This is a genomic window from uncultured Maribacter sp., assembly GCF_963974015.1.
Taxonomy (GTDB): Bacteria; Bacteroidota; Bacteroidia; order Flavobacteriales; family Flavobacteriaceae; genus Maribacter.
The window spans coordinates 102,236-127,434 of the sequence record NZ_CAXBBZ010000004.1; the positions used below are offsets into that span (position 1 = coordinate 102,236).

The following is a 25,199-nucleotide window of genomic DNA, read 5'->3' on the forward strand; positions in this document are numbered from 1 at the left end:
TATGCTTCAAGAGTTATTACAATTTGACAAAGAATTTTTTATATACCTCAACGGTTTGGGTACACCTCAATGGGATAATCTATTTCAATTTATATCCCACAAGCTGAGTGCCGTACCGTTGTACATATTTCTTCTTATACTTTCATACCAAAAATTCGGACTCAAAAGAACCTTAATTTTATTGATTTCCGTTGCTTTGTTAATCACTGTTACGGACCAATTAAGTAACTTTTTTAAGTATGGCGTTGCCAGATTAAGACCTTGTCATGATCCCGAAATAAGACCGGTCATGCGCTTGGTTAAAAGTTATTGCGGTGGGCAGTATGGCTATTTCTCGGCACACGCCGCTAATGCTTTTGCCATAGCAGTATTTTTTGGTAGTATTTTAAAGTCAACCATAAAACATATTGGTGTCTTTTTAGTGTTTTGGGCTGCTTTGGTTGCGTATAGTCGCATTTACCTTGGCGTTCACTTTCCACTGGATATTATTACTGGTGCTGTAATAGGTTCGTTGTTCGGCTGGTTGTTTGTAAAGTTATTTATATTTGCACTTCGCAAATTCTCCCTATGATATCTAATCTAAGGTACTGGTTTTTAATTGTTTTGATATTCATGGTTTACGTGGCAGGTATGTTTGTTACGTTGTTTGAGAATGATTCTGCACAGTTTTCGGTAATGGCCATGCGAATGGTTCAAGAAAATGATTTTTTCAGCTTATTTAAAGGTCCAGAAGAGTATTTAGATAAGCCACATATGCATTATTGGCTTGCTGCTTTATCCTATAAAATTTTTGGAATACGTGATTGGGCGTACAGAATACCTGGTATTTTGGCCACATTACTTGCGGCATACAGTTGTTACGGTTTGGGAAATCTTTTATACGGAAAACATGTTGGTAAATTATCGGCGTTAATTTTTATGACTGCCCAAACAATTGTATTGGGAGCCATAGATGTACGTACCGATGCGGTATTAACAGGTTTTAGTATTTTGGCGATTTGGCAACTAACCACGTATATCGAAAAAGGTTCTTTAAAAGGAATTGTAATAGGAGCCTTTGCAGCAGGGATAGCATTCTCCACTAAAGGGCAGATTTCTTTATTGGTTATTGGTTTGCCCATTTTGTGCCACCTTTTGTATACAGATAAATGGAAAGTATTTTTAAGTTGGAAGGTATTGGTGGCGCTTTTGGTTTTTGGAGTGACTATTAGCCCGATGTTATATGCATATTACCTTCAATTCGATTTACACCCTGAAAAAGTAATTCGTGGTAAGGATAACCGTAGTGGCATTTTCTTTATTTTTTGGGAACAAAGTTTTGAAAGACTAAGTGGTGAAGGAATAGGAAAAAATAGTAGTGACTTTTTCTTCTTTTTTCATACTTTTTTATGGGTATTTCTACCTTGGACAATTCTTGGAATTATTGCCTATTATACTAAGGTAAAAAGACTAATTAAGCTTAAATTTAGATATAACGACAAGTTTGAAGTATTAACCTTAGGAGGAATAACTTTAATATTTGCAGTTATTAGTTTTGCACAATTTAAGCTACCACACTATTTAAATATTACTATTCCTTTGTTTGCAGTTTTAACGGCATCTTATCTCTATGATTTATATCGATATGATAGAGAGAAAGTAATACGATTGCTGATGAAAGGTCAATATTTTATACTTGGTGTGGTATTCATAGCCTCTGCTTTAATTTGTTTTTATGTATTTGAATTAAAGAGTATAGTGACTAATATCTTTCTATCAATTGCAGGGCTAATTATTATTTTTTACGCATTAAAACGAGAAGGTGTTTATGTACGATTAATTACTATTTCTGTCTGTTCTTCATTATTATTGAACACTGTTTTGAATTTGCATTTTTATCCTAATTTATTGGAGTTTCAAGGTGGCTCTTCAATGGCGAAAATCATAAAATTAAAAAATATTCCTGTAGATAGAGTGTATAAGGTTAGTTCAGATTATACATGGTCTTTAGATTTTTACAATCAACATCCTGTTCAAATAACGACCCCAAATTTATTAGAAGGCAAAAAGGATATTTGGGTATATGCTAGTGATGAAGACGTATCAATATTGCAGAATAGTGGCCTAGATTGGGATTCTAAAATTTCTGTTGATCAGTTTCGAATAACTCGTCTTCAAGGCAAATTTTTAAACCCGAATACACGTAAAAAAGTTACTCGTAAAATGCATTTGCTGCATATTTACTAAGTAATCTTTTATTGCTTTGAAGTTACCAAAGATTCTAGCCTTATTTTTTTGAAGTGATACCATACTCCTGCTAAAGAAACGATTGCAGTTATTAAAAAGAATAATACACTTACACCAACCGATATATTCTGGTCTAGCCCTAATAGCTGCGCACCATAAAAAAATGTGACTTCACGACTACCTATGCCTCCTAGGGTTAAAGGAACAACCGATACGATTGAAGAAACAAGGAAAATGATAAGATATGCGATTTGATTTAGTTCTATTTTCAGTGCAAATAAAATAAAATATATACTAATTAATTGGGCCAACTGTACCAAAGCCGATAAGACTGTGGTATTCCAAAAAATGGGAAGCACATAATTGAAAAATCTTTTGTTTAAAAACCAAAATACTACAACGGACGATGGAATAGCTGAAATGAACATCCATCGAAAACCATTTAGGGCTTCTAAATCTAGAAAAGATAATAAGGCACAAGCATAAATAAAGAGTATAAGAAGACCTCCTAAACGGTCTAACACCAAAACACTCACCATTTTTTTGGTAGGCACATCGAAACTCTTCTTTAAAATGTAGCCTTTATAAGCATCACCACCAATGCCACCTGGCAAGAAGAGGTTATAGAACATCCCCAAAAGGTACAGTTTAAGATTGCTTTTATGGGTAAGAGATATACTGAGTTGATGAAAATAAAGATTAAGCCTCACAGCCGCTATCACCTTAGAAATGATAAAGAAAATAGCTGCACCGAAAAAATAAGAAGGATTACTCTTTACCAATATCTCCTTTATTTCTTCTACATTAATTTTTGTAAGAATGAAATAAATAAGAATTGCACTGATAAGGACTTTTAATCCGGAGGTTACTTTTTTATTTAACTTCGCCACCTACGCTTACTTTTTTAATGCGGTACGGTCTTTTCTTTTGTGATTCATAATACGTACGTATCAATAATTCCATAACAATACCTATGGTGAATAATTGAATTCCTGCAAGAATGAACATCATTCCGAACATTAATAAAGGTCTTGTGCCTATATCTTGCCCAAAACCTACTTTTACGACAAAGAGATATAAATTTATTATTACACCCAAAAGAATCATTAAAAAGCCGAATATGCCGAAAAGGTGTATTGGACGTTGAAAGTATTTGCGAATAAATAGTAGTAGCATCATATCTGCAACCACTTTAAATACACGTTCTAAACCGTATTTAGAAACACCTGCATGACGTGCATGGTGTTTTACAGGAATTTGTTTTATTTGTGCGCCTTCTAAATGTGCTAAAAGGGTAATAAATCGGTGCATTTCGCCATATAGGTTTAAATCTTTGGCTATATCTTTAGTGAAAACTTTAAGGGCACATCCATTATCCTTTATATCTAATTTGGTGACTCGGCGCACCAGAAAATTGGCGATTTTAGAGGGTATTTTTTTAACAAGGGAATCTTTGCGTTTTTGACGAATTCCCGTTACTACATCATATTCTTCACTCACTGCATAGGTAAGCATCTCGGGTATATCGGAAGGGTCGTTTTGCAGATCCCCATCCATAGTAATGATATATTCCCCATCTGCATAATCAAGACCTGCCGCCAAAGCTAAACTTTGACCGTAATTTTTCTTAAGTTCTATAAGATGAACCTTATCATCTTTAAGGGCTTTCACCACTTTTTTAGTGTCGTCTTTAGAAAAATCATCAACATAAATAATTTGATAATGGTAGCCTACCAAGCTTTCGTGAATTTTTTGTGTCAATAAAGCCACATTATCTTCTTCGTTATATAAAGGAACAACGACCGAAAGTAGGGAAGTGGTAACAGGTTGCATTGGGTTGTTTTTGGAATAGCTGCAAAGTTATGTTTTTTATCTTTAAGAAAAAGAACTTGATTATTACTAAGTACTCTCGTAAACTAGTTTGTTGAAAGCACATTCAATAGTTTTTCTGCGGCTGAAAAAGGTGACGTATTACCATTGATAACCTCCTTCTTAAGTAACGGCAATAACTTTTTGGTTTTCGGATTTTGATAGAATTTCGATAAAAGTTCTTGTTCTAGATATTGAATAAGCCATTTTTCATTTTGTTGTTGTCTGTTTTTATTAAAATAACCGGTTTCTTTCATGGTCTGGCAATAATTGGCTATTAATTTCCAAATCTCCTCCAAACCTCTATTTTCTAATGCAGAACATGTTAAAACTTCAGGAGACCAACCATTTTCTTTAGGCGGAAACATATGTAAAGCTCTGGCGAATTCCATTTTTGCCCGAGCGGCATTTTGCACATTATTTCCATCAGATTTATTGATAACTATAGAATCTGCCATTTCTATAATTCCTCTTTTTATTCCCTGTAATTCATCTCCTGCACCTGCTAATTTTAGAAGTAAAAAAAAGTCTACCATATCATGTACGGCTGTTTCACTTTGCCCCACCCCAATCGTTTCAATTAGAATAATGTCGAAACCAGCTGCTTCAAGGATAACAATACTTTCTCGAGTTTTTCTAGTAACACCACCAAGAGAAGAACCAGAGGCAGATGGTCTAATGTAGGCATTAGGGTCTTTCACCAATTCTTGCATTCGTGTTTTGTCTCCTAAAATACTACCCTTTGTTCTGCTGCTAGAAGGGTCAATTGTAAGCACCGCTACTTTTTTTTCAAAACCGGTGAGCATACTACCGAAATGTTCTATAAAGGTGCTTTTTCCAGCGCCTGGTACACCGGTTATGCCAATTCGAATGGTGTCATGTTTTTTTGAAATACAGCCTTCAATTATTTGATTAGCGATAATACGATGTTCTGGCTTTGTACTCTCAATAATGGTAATAGCCTTACTAACAATTGCGATATTGTTCGAGTAAATACCCTCAATTATTTCTTTAGTGTTAAGGTTGGCTATATTCATGAAACAGTTTTGGTTTTGGTAGACCTGATGTAAATGTACTATTTGTATATGGGAACCATAATTTTGGTAGTATCCCATGCTAAACTTAAATTATTTTGAGACGTATTATTTATCTCAATATCCTCAAAATTAATAGATAAATCTTCTACCGGTTCTTCTAATTTTTTGATAGGTACTTCAATAGTCAAGTAGTCGTACTTCGCTTCATGAGTAGTTTGGTTACCATCTACACGTGTTACGCCCCATTCGGGTATTTCGGTATTGAAAATAACCTTCCAAGAATTTTTGTTAGGTATCGTCCATAAAGAATACCTTCCTGCAGGTAGAGTTTTGTCGATAATTTTAATTTGCTCGGTCGTGGTAAAAGTAGTAGGTTCATTGGCTCCAGTTCTCCATATTTTACCAAAAGGCACTAACTCACCAAAAATTGTTCTTCCTTTTTTTGACGGACTCGAATAATCTACTTTCAACGAGCCTCCTCCAAGGTCCATAGTAGCTGTTTTTTCGGGACTGAATTTTTTGGCTTCATGATGTATATAGGGTATAGCACCAAAATAAATGAGAGCTATAAGCACAGCAATACTCATAAGGATTTTTATCAATACTTTCATGTGCTAAAAAACTATAGTACGTAAATTACATTTTAGGGTAAACTATCAAATTTAAAGATAGAGATGTTGTTATAGATATCACCTGGCCTTAAGACGCTTTTAGGGAAATCTGGTTGGTTGGGGGCATCAGGATAATTTTGTGTTTCAAAACAAATACCTGGAAAATCTGAAGGGGTGTATAGAACTACTGCTGGTTGATTGGTATATACCTTCATTGAAATACCAGAGGTTTTTGAATGCACTTCTGCAACTTTTTCATTACCAATATCCTTAATGAAAACTGTATTTAAACGTTGTACTCCGATTTTTCTTGGTAATAAAAAATCATATTCAGATTTCCTAACAGGAATAATGTCTCCTGTAGGAAGTAATTTTTCATTCATTTCAAGTCTATACGGACAGTTTAACTGCAATTCATAATCGTCTATATACGGGTCTGAATCAAGTTTAAAATAAGAATGATTGGTAAGATTAATAACGGTGCTTCTATCTGTAGTTCCTTCATAAATTACCTGTAATGCATTATTCATTAGTTTATAGGTAACATTTACAGTAAGGTTGCCAGGGTAACCTTCTTCTAAATGCTTACTTTTATAAGAAAGTTTAACTGAGGGGTTGTCATCATTGTTTACTTCATCAATAGACCAATATTTATGATGAAAACCTTCTTTGCCACCATGTAAATGAACTCCATCTTCATGATATAAATAAAATTTTTCTCTATCAAGTTCAAATCCGCCGTTAGAAATACGACCAGCATAACGACCTACACTTGCACCAAGCATATTATCATCTAAACGATATCTACTTGGATGATTAAAACCAACAACGACATTGGTATAGTTTCCGTCCTTACCTTTTACCAGTAATTTTTGTATCGTAGCGCCATAATCTAGCACCATCAGGGTCATAAACTTATTGGAAATCGTAACTTGTTTCAAAGGGAGCTATTAATTATACAATGTAAAAATAAAGATTTTTGCAACATTCTTTTTTTTCTAACGTCCTTATTATAACAACAAACTTAAACCAACTTATTCAACCGATGTTTCAAAGCAATGTCGTAGAGAAATGTAAAGCAAATGATAGAACTGCACAGTTGCAACTGTACAGAAAATATTGTGATGGTATGTTTATCGTTGCTATGCGATTTGTAAAGAATACAGATGATGCAGAAGATGTTTTACAAGAATCATTTATAAAAGCTTTTCAAAAACTACATCAGTTTAAGGGAGATGTAACGTTTGGAGCATGGCTGAAGCGAATTGTTATTAATAAGAGTATTGATTTTTTAAAGTCAAAAAAAGATAATGTTGTGGCTTTACATGAAGGTTATATGCAGGTTGTGGAAGATGATGATAATTGGAATGTACCATCGACAATTAGTATAGAACAGGTGAGATCTGCAATTGATGATTTAGAGAGTAAATACAAGTATGTAATACTCATGTATTTGCTAGAAGGGTATGACCATCAAGAAATTGCTCAGGTATTGAATATTTCAGAATCTGCCTGTAGAACAAGGTTATTACGAGGAAAAGGACATTTAAAAGAACTATTAAAAAAAAAGAAATATGGAACAGGATCTTAGGGAAATGTTCAATAAAGAAGAGCGAGAGCAGAAATTCACCATAAATAATGGACATGAAGAGCGGTTTTTAGAGAAACTGCAGCAATCACTGCCTGAAGATAAAAAACCGAATTGGGCATGGGTAAAAGTTGCTGCTTCGATAGCGATCATACTAAGTGTAGGTGTAGGTTATTTTTTATTGAATGAAAATAGCAATTTTGAGAATACAGTTGTGGGTAATGATCCTATCAATGAAAGACAAACTGAATTTACTTTTGGGGATCTATCTCCAGATCTTAAAAAAGTAGAAAATTATTATGTGGCCAATATTAATCTAGAATTAGCCAAACTAGAAGTATCGCCTGATACTAAAGATTTAATTGACGGTTTTATGGAACAACTCAATAATCTGAACTTGGAGTATAAAACGTTAAACGCAGAGTTGAAAGAATTAGGTCCAAATGATCAAACTATAACGGCGCTGATAGAGAATTTGCAATTACGATTACAATTATTACAGAAATTAAAGAGAAAGTTAAACGAATTAAAATTATCGAAAAATGAACAGATCAATGAAAACAGTATTTAGGCAACTCATCATTGCATTAGGGCTATTAATTACCTGTGGGTTATATGCCCAGAAGGAAAGTAAAACATTTCAAGAACGATTTATTGTGGCAGAAGATGCCGTTGTAGACATCAATACCAGCTACGCTGATATTGAATTTGAAACGTGGGACAAAGATGAGGTGGCCATTACGGCCACCATCACCTTAGAAGGTGCTACCAAAGAGGAGGCGGATGTTTATTTTAAGGGTAATCCAATTGAAATATTAGGTAATAGTAAGAAAGTTACTATAGCATCAAAATCAAGAAACCATACATTCTTTTCTATTGACGGAACAGATTTTGAATTTGATCATAGTGATTTGCATATCGAAATGCCGGAAATTGCATCATTTGTTATGAATATGCCGCAAATAGCCCCGTTTCCCAATATGCCGCCATTACCACGAACAGAGGCATTTTCATTCGATTATGAAGCTTATAAAAAAGATGGGGATAAGTACATGAAAAAATGGCAGAAGAATTTTGAGAAAAGTTTTGATAAAGATCATCAAGAACGTTTAGAAGAATGGGCTTCAAAAATGGAAGAGCAAGCTGAGGAAATGGAAAAGCGTATGGAAAAACAAAATGAAGAACGCATTAAGCATATGGAAGAACGTGCCAAAGAAATGGAACAGCGGCTTGAAGAGCATGAAAGAGACCGTGAACATCGTCTGGCGGAAAGAGATTCGATAAGGAGCTATGCTTTTTTACGACGCGATAGTTTAATCAGCGCACCAAATATTTTCTATTTGAATACGAATGAAGGCCAAAAGAATTATAAAATAAAAAAAATCATAAAAATTAAGTTACCTAAGTCTACCCGTATAAAAATGGATGTACGCCATGGAGAAGTAAAACTAGCAGCGAATACCAAAAACTTGAATGCGAAACTTTCGCATTCAAGCCTTTGGGCAGCTACCATAGATGGGCAAGAAACTAATGTTTCGGCTTCATATTCACCTGTCAATGTTCAAAAATGGAATTATGGTCAGTTAAACACGGCGTATTCAGAAGAAATATTATTGTCTGAAGTTGTTCAATTGCAATTGCAAGCAACATCCTCTGCCGTTACAATAAATAAACTGCTTAAAAATGCTTTTATAAAAAACAACTTTGGTGCAGTACATATACTAGAATTGGGGCCAGATTTTAAAGAATTAGATATTAGTGTTCGAAATGGGGAATTAAACCTATCATTGCCAAATGTGGCTACAGATGTTTATGTTAAGGGTAATTCTTCTACTCTTAAGGTACCAGCTACTTTAAAGTTAGAGCAGATTAAAAATGGTACTTCAATTATTAATAAAGGCTCTTATTTAAAAGAAAAGAGTAATCGTTCTGTTGTAATTACATCCGATTATAGTGAAGTGGTCATCCACTAATTACTTTACTAATTCTAACGTTGCAAAAATATTTACATCTATCCACACTTGATTTTTATCTTCACCAGGCACGAATACTGATCGAATAAAATTTTCTCGCTCAGCACTTTTATCATTATCGGCGTATGCCAAAGCAAATTCTATTCTTTTATTTTCAGTTAAAATGACTGGTTCTACAGATTCTGTTTCAGCATATGAATCTGGATACAGCTTTATGAGAATTTCCCAATAGGTGGTTGTACCTTCTTTTCTATGTGCCTATTTTATATGGTCATTGTACAATATGGAAATTTTATTCATTACCTAAGTCAATACCATTACCGTAAAGGGCTGAATCATAGGTAAAAGCATTGTTATTGAATCGATGTAAACCTCCAGAATTATCCTTATCGATATAAACCACTACACAGTCATCGTTCCACCAAAATTTTTAAGGGTCTTTAGTTTGGTCAAACAAAATATCATCTACTATTTCTAGCATTATATAAAGTCCGTCTTCATTTTATACTATTTTATATAATGGGTTAGATTTTAACGCATTGGATGTAAATAATACCTTAGAATAAAAAAAGCAACCTACCAAGTTCATAATATGAATTAGTAGATTGCTCTAATTTGAAAATTAAATAAACTTATAAGCTATAGAAACGGTTCCCAACCCTCGGCATAAGTTCGCTTCCATGATTCCATGGCTTTAGCATTATTAGTTATTTTTCCAGTAGTGGAATCAATCTTTAAGGTTTCTCCTGCATCTTGGGCCATATTTCCTAAATGACATAGCATGGTAGAAACACTTGCATCGCTAATATCAGAATTAAGACTTTTATCTTCTCTAATACCTGCAAAGAAATTAGAAATATGGTTTGTATCTAATTGGCCTTCACCTCTTGTGTTGGTTGTTTCGCTTGAGCCACCCTCAAGTTCCTCTTTTAAAAGATTGCCATCTAAATCATAAAGTTGATAGAAATTACGGTCAAGCATAATGCTTCCTTTAGAACCGTATATTGTACTTCCTCGGCCAGGTCGCGTTGGTTTCATTATTCCTCGACTATGGCCTGTCCATGTTAAAAATTTATTATTTGCAAAAGTGTAGGTTACTTGTTGGTTATCTACAAATTCCCAATCATCTTGAAAGGTATATTTGCCACCAAAAGATGTAACTGTTTCCGGTAAGTCTACACCTAGGGCCCAACGGCAGATATCTATTTCATGGGTACCGTTATTATGTACTTCACCCGTACCCCAAGTGCGAAACCAATGCCAGTTATAAGGGTGAATATTGTCTTTGTATGATTCTCTTGGTGCTGGTCCTTGCCATAAATCCCAATCTAATGTAGAAGGAACATCAATAACCTTTCCTTTACCAATAGAACCTCTATTATTAGAGTAATATGCCTCTCCTTTATAAACATCTCCAATAATACCTTCTTGTATATCTTTTATAGCGCTAATTGACGTTTTTGCTGAACGTTGTTGATTGCCCATTTGTACTTTTTTTCCATACTTTTTTTGTGCTTCCACCAAAAGTTCATTTTCATACGGATTATGACTACAAGGTTTTTCAACATAAACATGCTTACCTGCTTGTAAAGCTAAAATAGCCATTGGTGCATGCCAATGTTCTGGGGTAGCAATAAATACCGCATCGACGTCTTTGTCTTCCAATACTTTTCTAAAGTCTTTTTCTATTTTAGGTATGTATCCTATATTTTCTTGGCACCACTCATTATGTTCTTTTAATATTACATCATCGACATCACAAGAATATATGATCTTGGCATTTTTATCATTATGGATAGCCATTACGTGTGCTTTTGCTCTACTTCGCACTCCAATAATTGCACAATTGATATGGTCGTTAGCGCCAAGAATATTTGCATACGAACTATTTGGAAAGACAAAACTGCCCAAAGTAACCGCTGCTGTACCTGCGGAGGTTTTTTTAATAAAGTTTCTTCTAGTGGTCATTGCTTATTCTTTAATGATTGATTTTATTTTTATGTTTTTAAAGGAAACTTTGTCTCCATGATCTTGCAAAAGAATATGTCCTTTTTCAGCTTCTCCAAAATTTGGCCATTGAGCATATTTGCTCTCTGATACTAATTTTCGGTAGTCGTCGCTTTTACGTTCATATTCTAAAACTTTCATTCCGTTTAACCAATGTTCTACGTGATTGTCTTTAGAAATGATATGAGCGGTATTCCATTCTCCTGGTCCGTTCATTGGTTTGTTAACATCTGCTTGAATGAGGTCATAAAGAGAAGATACGGTGCGGCTACCATCATGGTTTCCAAGTTTTGCATCAGGGTGTTTAGCATCATCTAATATTTGATACTCTAAACCTATTGAAGAACCTGGCCCTTTATTAATATCGGTATCTACATAGTATTTGATACCACTATTGGCACCTTCTGTGATTTTAAAATCTAACATTAATTCAAAATCACCATATAACTCTTTAGTAACGATATCTCCACCAGCTGCAGACTCTTCACCACCGGATGATAGTACGGTCAAAATACCATCTTTAATTTCCCATCCTATTGTTGGGAATTCATCTAAACGGGCTCCTCGCCAACCATTTGTAGTTTCGCCGTCCCATAACATTTTCCAACCATTTTTCAATTCGTCTGCACCTAATCCATTTTTTGTGATTATTGGTGTCAAAGGACTTTTTCTTGAATACTTAGAAAGACTGTCGGTTAAAATTTTAATATCCTTCCAGATAATATCAGTACCATCTTTCTGTTCATCAGAGATGCTATGTACTTGAAGCGCTATAAAACCCTTATCTGTTTTATCATCAATTAAGTAAGCAGCAGGTACATCATTGATCCACGTTTTTAAGGTGTCGCCTATAGCTTCTATTCGATAGTGGTTCCATTCATTTTGCTTGAATGCCTTTTGAGCATCAGGGTTATCGGTCATCGGGTTCAACCAACCTCTTCTTGCTTCATCATAAATACCGGCACTCCATGCTCGTTCAGATGGATCTATTTCTATTTGATATCCATGAACTCGCCCATCCATATAATGTGGTAAACTATTACTTCTAATTTGTATGCCAGAATTCATACTAGGGTCTACCTTATAATCTAATTCTAAAATAAAATCACCATACAATTTATCTGTTGTCATAAATGAGTTGGGGGTGTTATGCACCGTGGTGCCCACAATAGCATTATCTTTTACTGCATAAGTGGCTTCGCCGCCGAGTTGTGACCATCCATTTAAAGTTTCTCCGTCAAAAAGATTTACCCAAGGGGTATCGTCTTTAGGTTTTTGATTACAACTTATAAATGTTGTTAGAATTAAGGTAATGAGCAGAATATTGATATTTGATTTCATTGGTTTTGGTAAATTATGGTTTATAAAAAAAACGCCCGGTAGGGCGCTTGAATATAACAATTTTTTGGGAGACCTTTTAGTGCACACTCTTCTTTAAATAATCTCCAAAGTTTTCTTTAAACCTATTTAATCTTGGTATAGATACGTTTTTAATATATGAATTATTAGGATTGTTTTTTTCGTAATCTTGGTGGTAAGATTCTGCCTTATAGAAAACCGTGAATGGGGTGACCTCTGTTGTAATTGGGTCGCCGCCATATACATTTTGATCTGTAAGTGCTTGCATGTATCCTTCTATTATTTTCTTTTGTTCATCGGTTTTGTAAAAGGCAATAGAACGGTATTGTCTACCGCGATCAGGACCTTGTCTATTTAATTGGGTAGGGTCGTGAGAACCAAAGAAAACTTGAACCAATTCGGTAAAGGAGATTTCTTTTGGGTCATAATAGACCTCTACAGCTTCTGCATGGTCAGTTTTACCATAACCGACGTCTTCATAGGTAGGATTCTTTTGTTCGCCTCCAGCATAGCCAGAAACAACCTCTTTAACTCCTTTAACACTCTCGAAAATAGCTTCTACACACCAAAAACAACCACTGGCAAAATAGGCAGTTTCATATTTACTTAATTGTTGGGGACTTAGTTTTACAACCTCATCAACCTCATCAACCTCATCAACTTCATCATTTACAATTTCAGTGTTTTCAGCATTTTCTGATAAGGTATTTTTCTTGACTTTAGATTGACAACTTGTAGCTAGTAATGTAGCACAGGCCAATATTGTTAATTGTAATAATTTCATGGCAATTTTCTTTTAGCAATTTGTAGGTAATTTACAAAGACCTTACGAGGAAAATGGTTAAAAAATGTTAACTAGATAAAAGGATATTATATTTTTGGGAAATGGATACATTGCTTGAAGACCTTAAATCGTATACCACAAACCCTATTTCTATTTTAGATACGGCAATTCCTATTCAGGAATATGTATCCTTAAATCTTTCTAAGGATAATGAGGAGTTATTGGGTTTAGATATCACTGACTATGCTGTTTGTCAAAATTATATTGATAAAATTTTGCTCGATAAGCAAGGGTTAATAGCATATGGGGGCTATTTAGAAGAGCGTAACCTATATAATGATAAGGAAGGTTTTACCTCGAGCAAAAAACCAATTCGAAACATTCATTTAGGAATCGATTATTGGTGCGCTGCCTTAACCAAAGTAATTGTTCCCATAAAAGGTGTGGTGCATAGTTTTAAGAATAATAATGTTATTGGTGATTACGGACCAACGATTATATTAAAGCATGTTTTGGGTAATTATATCTTTTACACTTTATATGGCCACTTGTCGGTAGATTCGTTGGATGGACTTTTTATTAATAAAGAATTTAAAGCGGGCGATACCATTGGCAGATTAGGAACACCTGATATAAATGTCAATTATGCCCCACATCTTCATTTTCAGATTATTAATGACTTAGAAGGGAACCACGGTGATTATCCGGGAGTATGCGCCAAAGAACAATTGTCCTTTTATCAGGAAAACTGCCCAGACCCCAATATTTTATTGAAGTTGAAGTAACCTGTATCGATTAACTGCATCTTTAATCGCTAAGGTGATTTTGGTTACTGTGTCGTTTGTCGACCAGATTTTACACTTCAACCGAGTACGTGTAAAGTAACGAGTAATATGTGTTTTTGAGCGATTCACCCCCAAGTGAATCAAGGCCTGCTGCGTTCTATAAGTGTAACAAACGCAAGTCATGAAAACAATAGTAACAATTATCTTTATCATCTTCTTAGGATTTACTGCTCAAGCACAAAACGGTACTGCCGATGTAAAAGTTGAAACTATTGAAATGACTATCGTTACTGAAACATCTTACGAATTGAACTTGGAGACTAAAACTGAAGTTGCTCGTTTATACAAGTTTAAAAATTCGAATATCAAAAAGGAACTGAATTTTCTTACTAAGGCTAATAAACCTAAAATGGCTTAATTTTATTAGAAATCGAATAACTACTTAACAGCATTCTCCTTATTATATCTTTAAGAAATTAAATCTAGATTACCGCCTTTAAGCAAACGATTAATATATCCAGAATATAAAATTTCTGAATTTGTAGGAATATAATCACTAAATCGATAAACGGCTCGTATTTACCGATTATCGACAGAAATATTTGTAGGAAAAAGGACTACAGAATAAGGTAATACATCGAAAATATATCCGTTCATCGATAAAACAGTACATCTTATCGATTTAGAAATACGTTTACTTACAATGAGTGGGTTATCTACAAACCAAATTTACCTACTTATTATGCGTACAATTATTTTTTTATTCCTTGTTGTCTGTTTGGGAACCGCGTCCCAAGCCCAAGATAGGTTACCCGTTACCAAAGTACAGACTGTTGTAATGCCCATGGCAGATATAATAGACCAATCTGATATTAATACTCAGGGTTACCAAACAGCTGCAAGGTTTTTTAAAGTTAAAAATGCTAGAATTAAACAAGCTTTAAAATTTAAACCAACAACTTTAAAAATACTTATTGCTTAATTCAATTTATCAACTTCGGTAGCTGTAGTTACCTCTATATCGGTTTTTGGTAGAACAACCGATTCCAAAATTTTCCAGACATTATTAGTTACAATTTTTTGCCCTTCTGCTGTTGGGTGAATGCCATCCTCTAAATTCAATTCAGGTATACCAGCAACACCTTCCAATAAAAAAGGTATTAACAGTATTTCATTAGACTCGGCTAAAGTAGGATACATTGCCATAAATTGTGAAGTATAATCAGCACCCATATTTGGTGGTATCTGCATACCGGCTAAAATAATTATAGTTTCAGGGTTTTTAGCCTTAACCATATCTATCATTGCTTGAAGATTGTTCATCGATTCAGAAATGGGTATTCCTCTTAGTCCGTCATTAGCACCCAACTCTAAAACAAAAATATCTACAGGTTGGTTCAGTACCCAATCAAGTCTATTTAAACCGCCAGATGTGGTTTCGCCGCTCAATCCAGAATTAATGACCTTATATTCCAATCCTAAAGAGTCTAAACGCTGCTGAATTCTATTTGGGAATCCTTCCTTTGTATCTAAGCCATATGCGGCTGTAAGACTATTGCCATAAAACAAGATAACCTTTTGGTTAGTATCAATAACCTCCTTTTGGGTAGTACTAATTTCTTTGGTAGCGCCATCCGATTGTTTTTGTTCTGTACTTTCTCCACATCCAATAACCATGAGTGCCCATAAAAAATAACGAAACTTTAATACTTTCAACATAGTCTTTGCTTATTAGATTCAAAATCATTTGCTTATTTTGTTAGCTTGAAGTAAAATGATTTATGGCAAAGATATTAAACGTACGTAATCTAAGGAAAACGTATACGAGTGGATCTAAAAATTTGACAGTATTAGATGATATTTCTTTTTCAATAGAGGAAGGGGAAACTTTTGCAATCGTAGGTCCTTCCGGTAGTGGGAAAACTACTTTGTTAGGACTGTGTGCTGGTTTAGATGAAATTGATGAAGGTGGTATAGATCTTTGTGGTGAAGATTTAAGTACGTTGAATGAAGACCAGCGTGCTCTTTTAAGAAATAAAAAAGTCGGATTTATTTTTCAAGATTTTCAATTGTTACCGACCCTGACCGCATTAGAGAATGTAAGTGTTCCTTTAGAATTACAGGGTGCGCCACATGCAACAAAAGATGCTATGGAACTACTGACCAAAGTTGGTCTTGGCAATCGACATAATCATTATCCGTCACAGCTTTCTGGTGGGGAACAACAACGGGTTGCTTTAGCTAGGGCATTTTCAAACAAACCTTCAATTCTTTTTGCTGATGAACCAACGGGTAATTTAGATGAAGAAACAGGAGAAAAGGTGATAAAATTACTGTTCGATTTAAATACTGAAATGGGAACTACTTTGGTTATTGTAACCCATGATTTAGAATTGGCTAAACTGAACCAACATGTATTACGACTTAAAGGTGGTAAAATAGTAATCAATGAAACCTCTGCAATATCTTGAGTAAACCAACACGAACTTCAAAAGCAGACTTTAATTGGTTATTGAAAATGGCTTGGCGCGATGGTAAGGCAAGTGGTAAGCGCTTGCTCTTGTTCATGGCTTCCATAATTTTAGGTATAGCAGCAGTCGTTTCAATTCAGTCTTTTAGTGATAACCTTAAAGATAACATCGGTCTACAGTCAAAAGCCCTTATGGGAGCCGATTTTCTCATCGATAGTAATCAACCAGCAAATGAGCGGGTAATTCAGTTGATGGACTCCCTTGGTGGAGCCGATGCTAGGGAGGTGAATTTCGCTTCGATGGCAGCTTTTACAAAAAATGGAGCTACTAAATTAGTTCAGGTGCGTGGTATGGAAGGAGGTTTTCCTTTTTATGGGGAATTAGAAACCGAGCCCGCAAACGCAGCTATTGAATTTCAAGAAAAAGGAGGTGCTTTAGTTGATGCTACCGCGATGTTACAATTTAATTTAAAACCGGGCGATAGTGTAAAGCTAGGGTCTATTACTTTTCCGATTATCGGTTCATTGATAACCGCACCTGGTAGTACAGGAATTGGCGCTACGGCAGCACCGCCTATTATTGTGCCGTTTCGGTTTATGGAAGAAAGCGGACTACTACAAAGGGGAAGCCGTTTAGGGTATAATTATTATTTTAAAAACCCCAATATAGATTTAAAGGAACTTAATAAAAAGGTAGATCCTTTGTTAGATGCCGAAAATGCTGATTTAGATACCCATACAGATACCAGTCAGCGATTAGGTCGGCGGTATGAAAATGTTGGTCGATTTTTAAATCTTGTGGCATTTATAGCACTTCTGTTAGGTTGTGTAGGTATCGCTAGCTCTGTGCATATTTATATTAAAGAGAAATTAAAATCTGTCGCCGTTCTAAAATGTTTAGGAGCGACCCGTAAGCAGACCTTTTTAATCTATTTGCTTCAAATTGCGGGAATGGGATTGTTGGGCGGCTTTATTGGCACTATTATAGGTCTGGTTTTACAGCAAACTTTTCCGGTGATTCTCCAAGAATTTTTACCGTTTCAAGTAGAAATTTCTACCTCGTTCCAATCGATTTTTGTGGGCTTGTTATTAGGGGTGTGCATGTCAGTTTTGTTTGCCCTTTCTCCGTTAATTAATACCTGGTTCGTTTCACCTTTACAAGTTTTACGCGTACAGGAAGATACCAATAAAAAATCACGGTTATATCAAATATGGGTAATGTTGGCCATAGTTCTTTTCGTGTTCCTTTTTGCATATTGGCTGTTGGGCAGATGGTCATTTGCAGCAAGTTTTGTAACAGGTATCTTAGTGACGTTCTCCATTTTGGCTGGAGTGTCCATTCTATTTATGCGATTGATAAAACGATATTTTCCAAAATCGTGGAGCTTTGCAGCGCGACAAAGTTTATTGAATCTATATCGCCCCAATAACCAAACCGTGGTATTAATATTGGCAATAGGAATCGGAACCTTTCTAATAAGTACCTTATATTTTACTAAAGATTTTCTACTCGCTAAAACGTCTTTCGAATCAAGCGCTGAAAGTCCGAATTTGATACTTTTTGACGTTCAGACCGAACAACGTGATGCCGTGGCCAACACGATTACCCCAAATGGGTTAACTGTAATTGATAATATTCCTATCGTAACTATGCGAATGGAACGTATAAAAGACCGCAGTGTTAATGATATTCGATTAGATAGTACTACACGGGTGAATAAATGGATTTTAAACCATGAGTTTAGAACTACCTATCGAGACTCTATGATCGGGTCTGAGAAGTTATTAGAAGGGGAGTGGATACCTAGTGTAGCGCTTAATGCTGAGGTTATACCGATTTCTTTAGCAGATAATGTAGCCAATGATGCACTTGTAACTCTAGGCGATACCATTTTATTTAATGTTCAAGGAAAATTGATGACCACCGTAGTGGGTAATATTAGACAGGTAGATTGGGCGCGTATGCAGCTCAATTTTTCTATTGTATTTCCAAAAGGAGTATTAGAGAATGCGCCACAGTTTCATGTATTGACAACAAACGCACCTGACAAAAAATCTTCAGCCAATTTGCAACGTGAACTGGTGAGAAAGTTTCCTAATGTCTCCATTATTGATTTACGACAGGTGGTGACACTTATTGAAAATATTCTGGATAAGATTTCATGGGTGATTACCTTTATGGCTTTTTTCAGTATTCTAACAGGTATTATTGTTTTAATAGGATCTGTACGTAATAGCAAATACCAACGTATACGTGAAAGTGTATTGTTGCGTACACTTGGTGCACAAAGCAAACAGATTTTAAAAATTAATGCTTTGGAATATCTGTTTTTAGGTGTCTTAGGTAGTGGAGTAGGCGTACTACTTTCGTTAGTTAGTAGCTTTTTACTTGCCTATTTTATTTTTGATACACCATTTATACCCTCATGGGTGCCATTTTTAATGGTCTTACCAGGAATTACTCTTTTAGTGCTTTTTATAGGATTATTAAATAGTAGAGGTGTTTTAAATAGTCCGCCATTGCAAGTATTAAGAAAAGAAGGAAAATAAAGGGTTATTGTTTTTTATAATTTTTTAACTGAAGATGATTTACTTATGATCTTGATAAAACGATTAATTTTTTCTTTTGCTATTACGATTCTTTTAACTTCATGTGAAAATGATAGCATAAAAGCAGACCTCATTATTACCAATGCGAATATTTGGACAGGAAATTCTGATAATCCAAAAGCAGAAGCTATGGCCATTAAAGAGGATACCATTCTGGCCATTGGTTCAGTAATAGATATTCAAAAGTTTAAAGGGGAATCTACAGAAGTAATTGATGTTCAAAATAAATTCATAACACCTGGTTTTATTGATACTCATGTACATTTACTAATGGGCGGCAATAGTCTTTTAAGTGTGCAACTGAGAGATGCTAAAACAAAAAATGAGTTCATTAATAGAATTGCTGCATTCGCAAACAATATAAAACCTAACCAATGGATAGTTGAAGGAAATTGGGACCATACACTTTGGGGTGGAGAACTCCCTACTAAGGAATGGATAGATGAATTTACCGGTGAAAATCCTGTTGCAATTTATAGAATGGATGGGCATATGATTTTAGCTAATTCAGCTGCCTTGAAAATTGCAGGTATAGATAAGAATACTGCAAATGTAGAAAATGGTGAAATTGTTAAAAACCCTGATGGCACTCCCACAGGCATTTTAAAAAGCGAGGCTATGTATTTGGTCTTGAATAAAATACCAGCGCTTACTAATAATGAGAAGAAAGAGGCAATAAATGCAGCTCAAGATTATTTGATTTCTCAAGGTGTAACGTCCATTCATGATGTAGATAGTTTAGGAGGCTTTGAGATATTGGATAAAATGTATGCTTCTAATAAATTGAAAATTAGAGTCTATTCTGCAGATCCCTTAAAATACTGGAATTCTATACCTAATACTACAATTGAACCGAAATGGTTGAAAAATGGCTTGCTGAAAGGTTTTGTAGACGGCTCATTAGGTTCACATACCGCAGCATTCAATGAACCTTATTCGGATAAATCGGAGGATAAAGGTCTCTTTATAGTTGATGTAGATAGTTTGTATCAATGGGTATCAAATGCAGATAATAAAAACTTACAAATTACAGTTCATGCTATTGGTGACAGAGCGAATAATACCATATTGAACACATTCCAACGCGTTATTGAAGATAATGGGAATAAGGACAGACGATTTAGAATTGAGCATGCACAACATTTAGCCAAGGATGATATTAATCGATTTTCTAAACTCAATGTTATTGCAAGTATGCAGCCTTATCATGCTATTGATGATGGTAGGTGGGCAGAAGAACTTATTGGTAAAGAACGTATTAAAAGTACCTATGCTTTTAAATCTTTATTGGATGCAAATACAACTTTAGTTTTTAGTAGTGATTGGCCTGTTGCACCTGCTTCTCCAATTTATGGAGTTTATGCAGCTGTTGCTCGTCAAACTACAGATGGTAAAAACCCTGATGGTTGGGTTCCGGAACAAAAAATCAGTGTGTCACAGGCGTTAATGGCATACACTAAGAATGCAGCCTACAGTTCGTTCGATGAAAATTTAAAAGGAACTTTAGAACCTGGAAAATTCGCTGATTTTGTTATTCTTAGTGAAGATTTGTTCTCTATAGAACCGAATAAAATTAAAGATGTACATGTTTTACAAACGTATATTGGTGGAAATAAAGTGTATGTTTCAAACTTAGACTAGTTTAGAGTATAATATCAAAAACAATAATAAAACTGGAATATTTAAATTTTAAAAATCGTCAGTATCATTATTTAATAGGTTGTGGAATTTTTAAGGTTTGATGCCATTTTAGTTTTAACTTAATGCTTTTATTGAAACTGATTACTAAATATTAATCTTCATTATGGAAAGTACTATCTCAAACTTATCTTTAGGTTTATGGGCATGGCAAACCTTTCTACTGGTTATATTAGGGCTATGGATTTATTGTTTAATAGATATAGCACGAAATAAATTTAAAAATGATGCTAAAACCACTTGGTTTTTAATCGTGTTCTTCCTTCCTTTTTTAGGTACGTTGCTTTATATTTTTACAGGAAGAAATAGAAAGATAATAACCAATTGATTTACAATATCATTAATTAATGAAAATTGATAACCCCCACTGGTCAATATTAACGCTATAATTACAGCATTTAGCATGTATTGTCAACTAATCCACATAGCTTTGCATTTTTAATACAAAAGTCATTCTTATGCCCTTGTTTACCGATTTAAAGATTTCTAGAAACTTAGAAAAAGCCTTAGATGATTTAGGTTTTGAAAATACAACACCTATTCAAGAGAAGGCTTTTCCTATCGTAATGAGTGGTAGCGATGTTGTCGGTATTGCACAGACTGGAACAGGAAAAACATTTGCATATTTATTACCTATTTTAAATACCCTATCATTTTCAAAAGAAATTCATCCGAAGGTGATTATTCTTGTACCTACTCGTGAGTTGGTAGTACAAGTTGTAGAGGAAGCTGAAAAACTGGCTAAATATTCAGGTATACGTGTATTAGGCGTATTTGGAGGTAAAAGTATGCTACGACAAAAAGATGCGTTGGCTTTGGGTACCGATATTTTGGTGGCAACTCCTGCACGATTATACGATTTAATTTTGACCAAAGCTGTTCAATTAAAATCAGTTAGGAAACTTGTGATTGATGAGGTCGATGTAATGTTAGACCTTGGTTTTAGATTTCAATTGGTTAATATTTTTGAATTATTACCGAACAGAAGACAAAATATTATGTTCTCTGCAACTATGACAGATGACATAGAGTTATTTATTACTGATTTCTTTACAGGAGTACAGAAAATCTCAATTGCAGTAAGTGGAACTCCACTAGAGAACATAACTCAATTTGGGTATGCTACCCCAAACTTTTATACAAAAGTAAATTTGCTGGTCAATTTACTGCAGAAAGAAGAGGAATACCATAAAGTTTTGGTTTTTGTCTCTAGCAAACGTAGTGCAGATTTATTGTTCAAAGAACTGGCAGAATTTTTTAGTGAAGAAATCTGTATCATACACTCTAATAAGACCCAAAACTATAGATTACGCTCTATCAACCAATTTGATGAGGGGAAGAACCGTATTTTGGTAACTACAGATGTTATGGCACGCGGACTTGACCTTCAGGAAATTTCTCATGTCATTAATTTTGATACACCTATTTATCCTGAAAACTATATGCACCGAATCGGTAGAACGGGTAGGGCAGAGAAGGAGGGTACTTCTATTTTATTATTTACTCCAAATGAGGAGGAAGCAAAAGATGCCATCGAAGATTTGATGTTGCAGAAAGTAAATTTATTGGATTTACCAAGTGATGTTGAAATAGCCACTAAGCTTACTTTCGACGAACAACCCAAACATAAGGAGCGTGAAAATCCTTTGAATATAAATGAAGACGAGCGTGGAGCTAGTTTTCATGATAAATCGGATAAGAACAAAAAGGAAAACCAAGGTGGTTCTTATAAATGGATTATTAAAAAGAAATATTCTAAGCCAAAGACTCGAGGCGATAAAAATTATGGAAAAAGGGGTAGAAATAAATAATAATTCCTTCTTTAATTCACATATAGCTTTCTTTTTATAATACAGGGTAACTTACTAGCTTTTCTGAACATATATCATTTAGAACATTCCATTTAAGGTGTTTTTGTTGATGCTTTAATTCTACAGTTATTTAAAAACATCGACGAACTACATACTATCTCTGTGTAATGTTTTTAGGTTAAAAACCATTTGTCGAAACTTTTCGTCGATTCATCATAGAAATTTACGCTAGCCGAAAATTAGAGCAGTTCAGCGAGGTCAAGAGCCTTGATTGTTGAGCTGCTGGTATCTTTATAATATCCAACATTAAGATATGAAAGCAATATTCACTCTACTAATAATAATTTTCGCCGGAGCATTGGCGAAGGCACAAAACCCTCAATCAGATGATAAAGTTAACCTTATTGAAATGGGTATTGTTATGGTTGATAGCCTTAATGGTACTGACTATAAGAAAACGTTTACAATTACTACTGAAACTGAATTAACTCGATTGTATCGATATAAAAATTCTAGAGTCAATAGAGAATTAGCCTTCATTACCCATAAGAGTTACGGTAAGTTGGCATAATCTTTGCTCTATTAAAAAAGGTGCAATGAAGCACCCTTTAAATTATAAATTATGATGTTACTTACACTTTTAATACCTGCTTTTGTTGTTCTGGGAGTTGTATACTTTACTTCAAAAAATAAAAAGCAACTTCGTGCAATCAAAGTGACAGTGAATAAAAGAAAGTTTTAGTTTTTAATACCAGGCTGCTTTATCGTATAATTATCCTTGGCCTTGGCTTCATCAACTTGTCTTTTTACGTCTGTCAATAGCGCTTTTGCATCGTAAACGATGCCGTCTTTAATAGTATATTTTACACCACCAATACGAACCACCTCATTATCATCGGTAAGCTTTATAGCTCCTGTACCATATAGTACTTTTAAATTTTTAAGCGGATTTTCTTCTACTACAACAAAGTCTGCTAATTTTCCAATTGTAACTGAACCTAATTTGTCATCTAAACCTAATGCTTCTGCACCGTTTAAGGTTGCAGATTGTATTATTTCTAAAGGGTGAAATCCTGCTTCACGCATTAATTCTAGTTCACGTATATACGCAAAACCGTATAATTGGAATATAAACCCAGAATCGGAACCAGTTGTTACACGACCACCTCTATTTTTATATTCATTGATAAAGGTCATCCAAAGATTATAGTTCTTTTTCCATTGCACTTCCTGCTCTGTACCCCAATCATGCCAATAAGAACCATGAGATACTTTGCTAGGTTGATAAAATTCCCAAAGTGAGGGCAATGTATAGTCTTCATGCCATTCGGCACGTCTAGCACGCTGTAAATCTCTACTGGCCTCATAGATATTAAACGTAGGATCCAAAGTAAAATCTAACGCCAATAATTCATTCATTACATTATTCCAATGTTCAGAGTATGGTTCAGCTGCCTGTGCCCATAATTTGCCGGCATTTTCAAAACGATGTTGCTCATTCTGATAGTTATAATCAAGAGGAAAATCCTGCACCGTACGATTATCGAATAATGCTTCCGGTAATCCATACCAATGTTCCATTGAAGTTAATCCTGCCCTAGCGGAATGAAGTACATTCCATCTAGCAACACTCATTTGTGCATGGTGACATGCAGAGCCTAAACCTAATTTTTTATTTTCATCAAGTGCTGCCGCCATAATAGCTGGTTCTGCACCAAAAAATTTAATACCGTCAGCTCCTTTTTTAGCATTGGCACGTACCCATTCACGAGCTTGTTCGGTAGTAGATATAGGAATATCGTTCAAAGGGTTAAAAGATTTGCTTGTTTGCCCAAACGCAGTATATGAGATTATACGTGGGGCGATAATTTCGTTTCTCTCGCTTTTTCGTTTTAAATCTAGCGTCGCATCAATACCTCTGCCAGCAACTTCTCTTACTGTGGTTACACCATGTGCCATCCAAAGTTTAAAAACATAATCTGGATCAGCACCTTGCGCATCACCTCCAATATGGGTGTGCATATCTATGAAGCCAGGCATTAAGTACATACCAGTACAATCTAGCTCCTTGCCACCTGCTTTTAATTGTGGTCGTTTAGAGTTATCGATGGCTACACCAGGATACCCTACAACTTTAACTTCTTTAATAATATTGTTTTCCACAACAATGTCAATTGGGCCTTGTGGTGGTGCTCCATTACCATTAATAAGCATTACGCCTCTAATTATTAATTGATTGTGTGGGCCATCTCCTTCAAGAGATTGGGCATTGATTTTTAGTAAGCCTACGAAAATGAATACCGTAGCTAATACTATTTGTTTGAACATAAGGTAGTGGTTTAAGTTAGTCCTCTAAATATAGGCAAAGTGA

24 protein-coding genes are annotated in these 25,199 nt (G+C 34.9%); 13 read left to right on the plus strand and 11 right to left on the minus strand.

The window, feature by feature from the left end; all coding sequences use genetic code 11:
• Nucleotide 1 precedes the first annotated feature (1 nt).
• Together AACZ41_RS09050 and AACZ41_RS09055 are read left to right on the plus strand one after the other, a co-directional pair.
• The gene (locus AACZ41_RS09050; RefSeq protein WP_339628092.1) at nt 2–571 is read left to right on the plus strand and encodes a phosphatase PAP2 family protein; all 570 of its coding nucleotides are present in this window, start codon (nt 2–4) and stop codon (nt 569–571) included.
• Nucleotides 568–2,226 carry a glycosyltransferase family 39 protein gene (locus tag AACZ41_RS09055; RefSeq protein ID WP_339628093.1) on the plus strand — a complete coding sequence of 553 codons (1,659 nt, stop codon included), beginning with the start codon at nt 568–570 and terminating at the stop codon, nt 2,224–2,226. The genes AACZ41_RS09050 and AACZ41_RS09055 overlap by 4 nt, the downstream gene beginning before the upstream one ends.
• An 8-nt stretch (nt 2,227–2,234) precedes the next feature.
• Here the strand turns inward: AACZ41_RS09055 and AACZ41_RS09060 are convergent, their stop codons facing one another.
• The 5 genes from AACZ41_RS09060 to AACZ41_RS09080 all read right to left on the minus strand — a co-directional run bounded on the left by AACZ41_RS09060 (nt 2,235) and on the right by AACZ41_RS09080 (nt 6,684).
• Nucleotides 2,235–3,116 carry a lysylphosphatidylglycerol synthase transmembrane domain-containing protein gene (locus AACZ41_RS09060; RefSeq protein ID WP_339628094.1) on the minus strand — a complete coding sequence of 294 codons (882 nt, stop codon included), beginning with the start codon at nt 3,114–3,116 and terminating at the stop codon, nt 2,235–2,237.
• Complete coding sequence (locus tag AACZ41_RS09065; RefSeq protein WP_339628095.1) at nt 3,100–4,059, minus strand: glycosyltransferase family 2 protein; 960 nt, start codon at nt 4,057–4,059, stop codon at nt 3,100–3,102. Before AACZ41_RS09065 ends, AACZ41_RS09060 begins: the two co-directional genes overlap by 17 nt.
• An 83-nt stretch (nt 4,060–4,142) precedes the next feature.
• On the minus strand, nt 4,143–5,132 hold the full coding sequence (meaB, locus tag AACZ41_RS09070; protein WP_339628096.1) for a methylmalonyl Co-A mutase-associated GTPase MeaB: 990 nt from the start codon (nt 5,130–5,132) through the stop codon (nt 4,143–4,145).
• Nucleotides 5,133–5,170: 38 nt separating this feature from the next.
• A complete protein-coding gene (locus tag AACZ41_RS09075) occupies nt 5,171–5,743 on the minus strand; it encodes a DUF2911 domain-containing protein (protein ID WP_339628097.1) in 573 nt (190 codons plus the stop codon).
• Between the two features lie 32 nt (nt 5,744–5,775).
• Nucleotides 5,776–6,684, minus strand: coding sequence for an aldose epimerase family protein (locus AACZ41_RS09080; RefSeq protein WP_339628098.1), 909 nt, complete (start codon nt 6,682–6,684; stop codon nt 5,776–5,778).
• A gap of 104 nt (nt 6,685–6,788) precedes the next feature.
• Between AACZ41_RS09080 and AACZ41_RS09085 the strand changes: the two genes are divergently transcribed.
• Genes AACZ41_RS09085 through AACZ41_RS09095 form a run of 3 tightly spaced genes read left to right on the plus strand, consistent with a single transcriptional unit; the run spans nt 6,789 to nt 9,304 of the window.
• Nucleotides 6,789–7,334 carry an RNA polymerase sigma factor gene (locus AACZ41_RS09085; RefSeq protein WP_339628099.1) on the plus strand — a complete coding sequence of 182 codons (546 nt, stop codon included), beginning with the start codon at nt 6,789–6,791 and terminating at the stop codon, nt 7,332–7,334.
• The gene (locus AACZ41_RS09090) at nt 7,318–7,902 is read left to right on the plus strand and encodes a hypothetical protein (protein WP_339628100.1); all 585 of its coding nucleotides are present in this window, start codon (nt 7,318–7,320) and stop codon (nt 7,900–7,902) included. The genes AACZ41_RS09085 and AACZ41_RS09090 overlap by 17 nt, the downstream gene beginning before the upstream one ends.
• Complete coding sequence (locus AACZ41_RS09095) at nt 7,886–9,304, plus strand: hypothetical protein (RefSeq protein ID WP_339628101.1); 1,419 nt, start codon at nt 7,886–7,888, stop codon at nt 9,302–9,304. The genes AACZ41_RS09090 and AACZ41_RS09095 overlap by 17 nt, the downstream gene beginning before the upstream one ends.
• Here AACZ41_RS09095 and AACZ41_RS09100 read toward each other — a convergent pair whose 3' ends face one another.
• The 4 genes from AACZ41_RS09100 to msrA all read right to left on the minus strand — a co-directional run bounded on the left by AACZ41_RS09100 (nt 9,305) and on the right by msrA (nt 13,454).
• The gene (locus tag AACZ41_RS09100) at nt 9,305–9,436 is read right to left on the minus strand and encodes a hypothetical protein (RefSeq protein ID WP_339628102.1); all 132 of its coding nucleotides are present in this window, start codon (nt 9,434–9,436) and stop codon (nt 9,305–9,307) included.
• Nucleotides 9,437–9,943: 507 nt separating this feature from the next.
• Nucleotides 9,944–11,272: a Gfo/Idh/MocA family oxidoreductase gene (locus AACZ41_RS09105; RefSeq protein WP_339628103.1), complete on the minus strand. Its 1,329-nt coding sequence runs from the start codon at nt 11,270–11,272 to the stop codon at nt 9,944–9,946.
• 3 nt (nt 11,273–11,275) lie between these two features.
• Nucleotides 11,276–12,652 carry a DUF1080 domain-containing protein gene (locus AACZ41_RS09110; RefSeq protein WP_339628104.1) on the minus strand — a complete coding sequence of 459 codons (1,377 nt, stop codon included), beginning with the start codon at nt 12,650–12,652 and terminating at the stop codon, nt 11,276–11,278.
• 76 nt (nt 12,653–12,728) lie between these two features.
• A complete protein-coding gene (msrA, locus tag AACZ41_RS09115; RefSeq protein WP_339628105.1) occupies nt 12,729–13,454 on the minus strand; it encodes a peptide-methionine (S)-S-oxide reductase MsrA in 726 nt (241 codons plus the stop codon).
• A gap of 101 nt (nt 13,455–13,555) precedes the next feature.
• Here msrA and AACZ41_RS09120 point away from each other — a divergent pair, with 101 nt between their 5' ends.
• From AACZ41_RS09120 to AACZ41_RS09130, 3 genes are all read left to right on the plus strand, one after another.
• The gene (locus tag AACZ41_RS09120; protein WP_339628106.1) at nt 13,556–14,239 is read left to right on the plus strand and encodes a peptidoglycan DD-metalloendopeptidase family protein; all 684 of its coding nucleotides are present in this window, start codon (nt 13,556–13,558) and stop codon (nt 14,237–14,239) included.
• A 181-nt stretch (nt 14,240–14,420) separates the two neighbouring features.
• Nucleotides 14,421–14,657: a hypothetical protein gene (locus AACZ41_RS09125; protein ID WP_339628108.1), complete on the plus strand. Its 237-nt coding sequence runs from the start codon at nt 14,421–14,423 to the stop codon at nt 14,655–14,657.
• Nucleotides 14,658–14,981: 324 nt separating this feature from the next.
• Complete coding sequence (locus AACZ41_RS09130) at nt 14,982–15,221, plus strand: hypothetical protein (RefSeq protein ID WP_339628109.1); 240 nt, start codon at nt 14,982–14,984, stop codon at nt 15,219–15,221.
• Here AACZ41_RS09130 and AACZ41_RS09135 read toward each other — a convergent pair.
• Entirely contained in the window at nt 15,218–15,958 is a 741-nt protein-coding gene (locus tag AACZ41_RS09135) for an arylesterase (protein ID WP_339628110.1), read from the minus strand. The two genes, AACZ41_RS09130 and AACZ41_RS09135, sit on opposite strands and share 4 nt — an antisense overlap.
• A gap of 62 nt (nt 15,959–16,020) precedes the next feature.
• Between AACZ41_RS09135 and AACZ41_RS09140 the strand changes: the two genes are divergently transcribed.
• From AACZ41_RS09140 to AACZ41_RS09160, 5 genes are all read left to right on the plus strand, one after another.
• Entirely contained in the window at nt 16,021–16,710 is a 690-nt protein-coding gene (locus AACZ41_RS09140; RefSeq protein ID WP_091622973.1) for an ABC transporter ATP-binding protein, read from the plus strand.
• Nucleotides 16,711–16,757: 47 nt separating this feature from the next.
• Nucleotides 16,758–19,259 (plus strand): FtsX-like permease family protein, encoded by a 2,502-nt coding sequence (locus AACZ41_RS09145; RefSeq protein ID WP_339628202.1) that lies wholly within the window; start codon nt 16,758–16,760, stop codon nt 19,257–19,259.
• 45 nt (nt 19,260–19,304) lie between these two features.
• Entirely contained in the window at nt 19,305–20,960 is a 1,656-nt protein-coding gene (locus tag AACZ41_RS09150) for an amidohydrolase (protein ID WP_339628111.1), read from the plus strand.
• A gap of 515 nt (nt 20,961–21,475) precedes the next feature.
• Nucleotides 21,476–22,828 (plus strand): DEAD/DEAH box helicase, encoded by a 1,353-nt coding sequence (locus tag AACZ41_RS09155; RefSeq protein WP_339628112.1) that lies wholly within the window; start codon nt 21,476–21,478, stop codon nt 22,826–22,828.
• 313 nt (nt 22,829–23,141) lie between these two features.
• Nucleotides 23,142–23,399, plus strand: a complete 258-nt coding sequence (locus AACZ41_RS09160; protein ID WP_339628113.1) for a hypothetical protein — start codon at nt 23,142–23,144, stop codon at nt 23,397–23,399.
• 167 nt (nt 23,400–23,566) lie between these two features.
• Here the strand turns inward: AACZ41_RS09160 and AACZ41_RS09165 are convergent, their stop codons facing one another.
• The gene (locus tag AACZ41_RS09165) at nt 23,567–25,156 is read right to left on the minus strand and encodes an amidohydrolase family protein (RefSeq protein WP_339628114.1); all 1,590 of its coding nucleotides are present in this window, start codon (nt 25,154–25,156) and stop codon (nt 23,567–23,569) included.
• Nucleotides 25,157–25,199 lie beyond the last annotated feature (43 nt).

Excerpts from the sequence above, each read along its gene's own strand:
- AACZ41_RS09050 (WP_339628092.1), top strand. The coding sequence starts at position 2 with ATGCTTCAAGAGTTATTACAATTTGACAAAGAATTTTTTATATACCTC.
- AACZ41_RS09055 (WP_339628093.1), top strand. The coding sequence starts at position 568 with ATGATATCTAATCTAAGGTACTGGTTTTTAATTGTTTTGATATTCATG.
- AACZ41_RS09065 (WP_339628095.1), bottom strand. The coding sequence starts at position 4,059 with ATGCAACCTGTTACCACTTCCCTACTTTCGGTCGTTGTTCCTTTATAT.
- meaB (WP_339628096.1), bottom strand. The coding sequence starts at position 5,132 with ATGAATATAGCCAACCTTAACACTAAAGAAATAATTGAGGGTATTTAC.
- AACZ41_RS09075 (WP_339628097.1), bottom strand. The coding sequence starts at position 5,743 with ATGAAAGTATTGATAAAAATCCTTATGAGTATTGCTGTGCTTATAGCT.
- AACZ41_RS09085 (WP_339628099.1), top strand. The coding sequence starts at position 6,789 with ATGTTTCAAAGCAATGTCGTAGAGAAATGTAAAGCAAATGATAGAACT.
- AACZ41_RS09090 (WP_339628100.1), top strand. The coding sequence starts at position 7,318 with ATGGAACAGGATCTTAGGGAAATGTTCAATAAAGAAGAGCGAGAGCAG.
- AACZ41_RS09095 (WP_339628101.1), top strand. The coding sequence starts at position 7,886 with ATGAAAACAGTATTTAGGCAACTCATCATTGCATTAGGGCTATTAATT.
- AACZ41_RS09105 (WP_339628103.1), bottom strand. The coding sequence starts at position 11,272 with ATGACCACTAGAAGAAACTTTATTAAAAAAACCTCCGCAGGTACAGCA.
- AACZ41_RS09110 (WP_339628104.1), bottom strand. The coding sequence starts at position 12,652 with ATGAAATCAAATATCAATATTCTGCTCATTACCTTAATTCTAACAACA.
- msrA (WP_339628105.1), bottom strand. The coding sequence starts at position 13,454 with ATGAAATTATTACAATTAACAATATTGGCCTGTGCTACATTACTAGCT.
- AACZ41_RS09120 (WP_339628106.1), top strand. The coding sequence starts at position 13,556 with ATGGATACATTGCTTGAAGACCTTAAATCGTATACCACAAACCCTATT.
- AACZ41_RS09125 (WP_339628108.1), top strand. The coding sequence starts at position 14,421 with ATGAAAACAATAGTAACAATTATCTTTATCATCTTCTTAGGATTTACT.
- AACZ41_RS09130 (WP_339628109.1), top strand. The coding sequence starts at position 14,982 with ATGCGTACAATTATTTTTTTATTCCTTGTTGTCTGTTTGGGAACCGCG.
- AACZ41_RS09135 (WP_339628110.1), bottom strand. The coding sequence starts at position 15,958 with ATGTTGAAAGTATTAAAGTTTCGTTATTTTTTATGGGCACTCATGGTT.
- AACZ41_RS09140 (WP_091622973.1), top strand. The coding sequence starts at position 16,021 with ATGGCAAAGATATTAAACGTACGTAATCTAAGGAAAACGTATACGAGT.
- AACZ41_RS09145 (WP_339628202.1), top strand. The coding sequence starts at position 16,758 with ATGGCTTGGCGCGATGGTAAGGCAAGTGGTAAGCGCTTGCTCTTGTTC.
- AACZ41_RS09150 (WP_339628111.1), top strand. The coding sequence starts at position 19,305 with ATGATCTTGATAAAACGATTAATTTTTTCTTTTGCTATTACGATTCTT.
- AACZ41_RS09155 (WP_339628112.1), top strand. The coding sequence starts at position 21,476 with ATGCCCTTGTTTACCGATTTAAAGATTTCTAGAAACTTAGAAAAAGCC.
- AACZ41_RS09160 (WP_339628113.1), top strand. The coding sequence starts at position 23,142 with ATGAAAGCAATATTCACTCTACTAATAATAATTTTCGCCGGAGCATTG.
- AACZ41_RS09165 (WP_339628114.1), bottom strand. The coding sequence starts at position 25,156 with ATGTTCAAACAAATAGTATTAGCTACGGTATTCATTTTCGTAGGCTTA.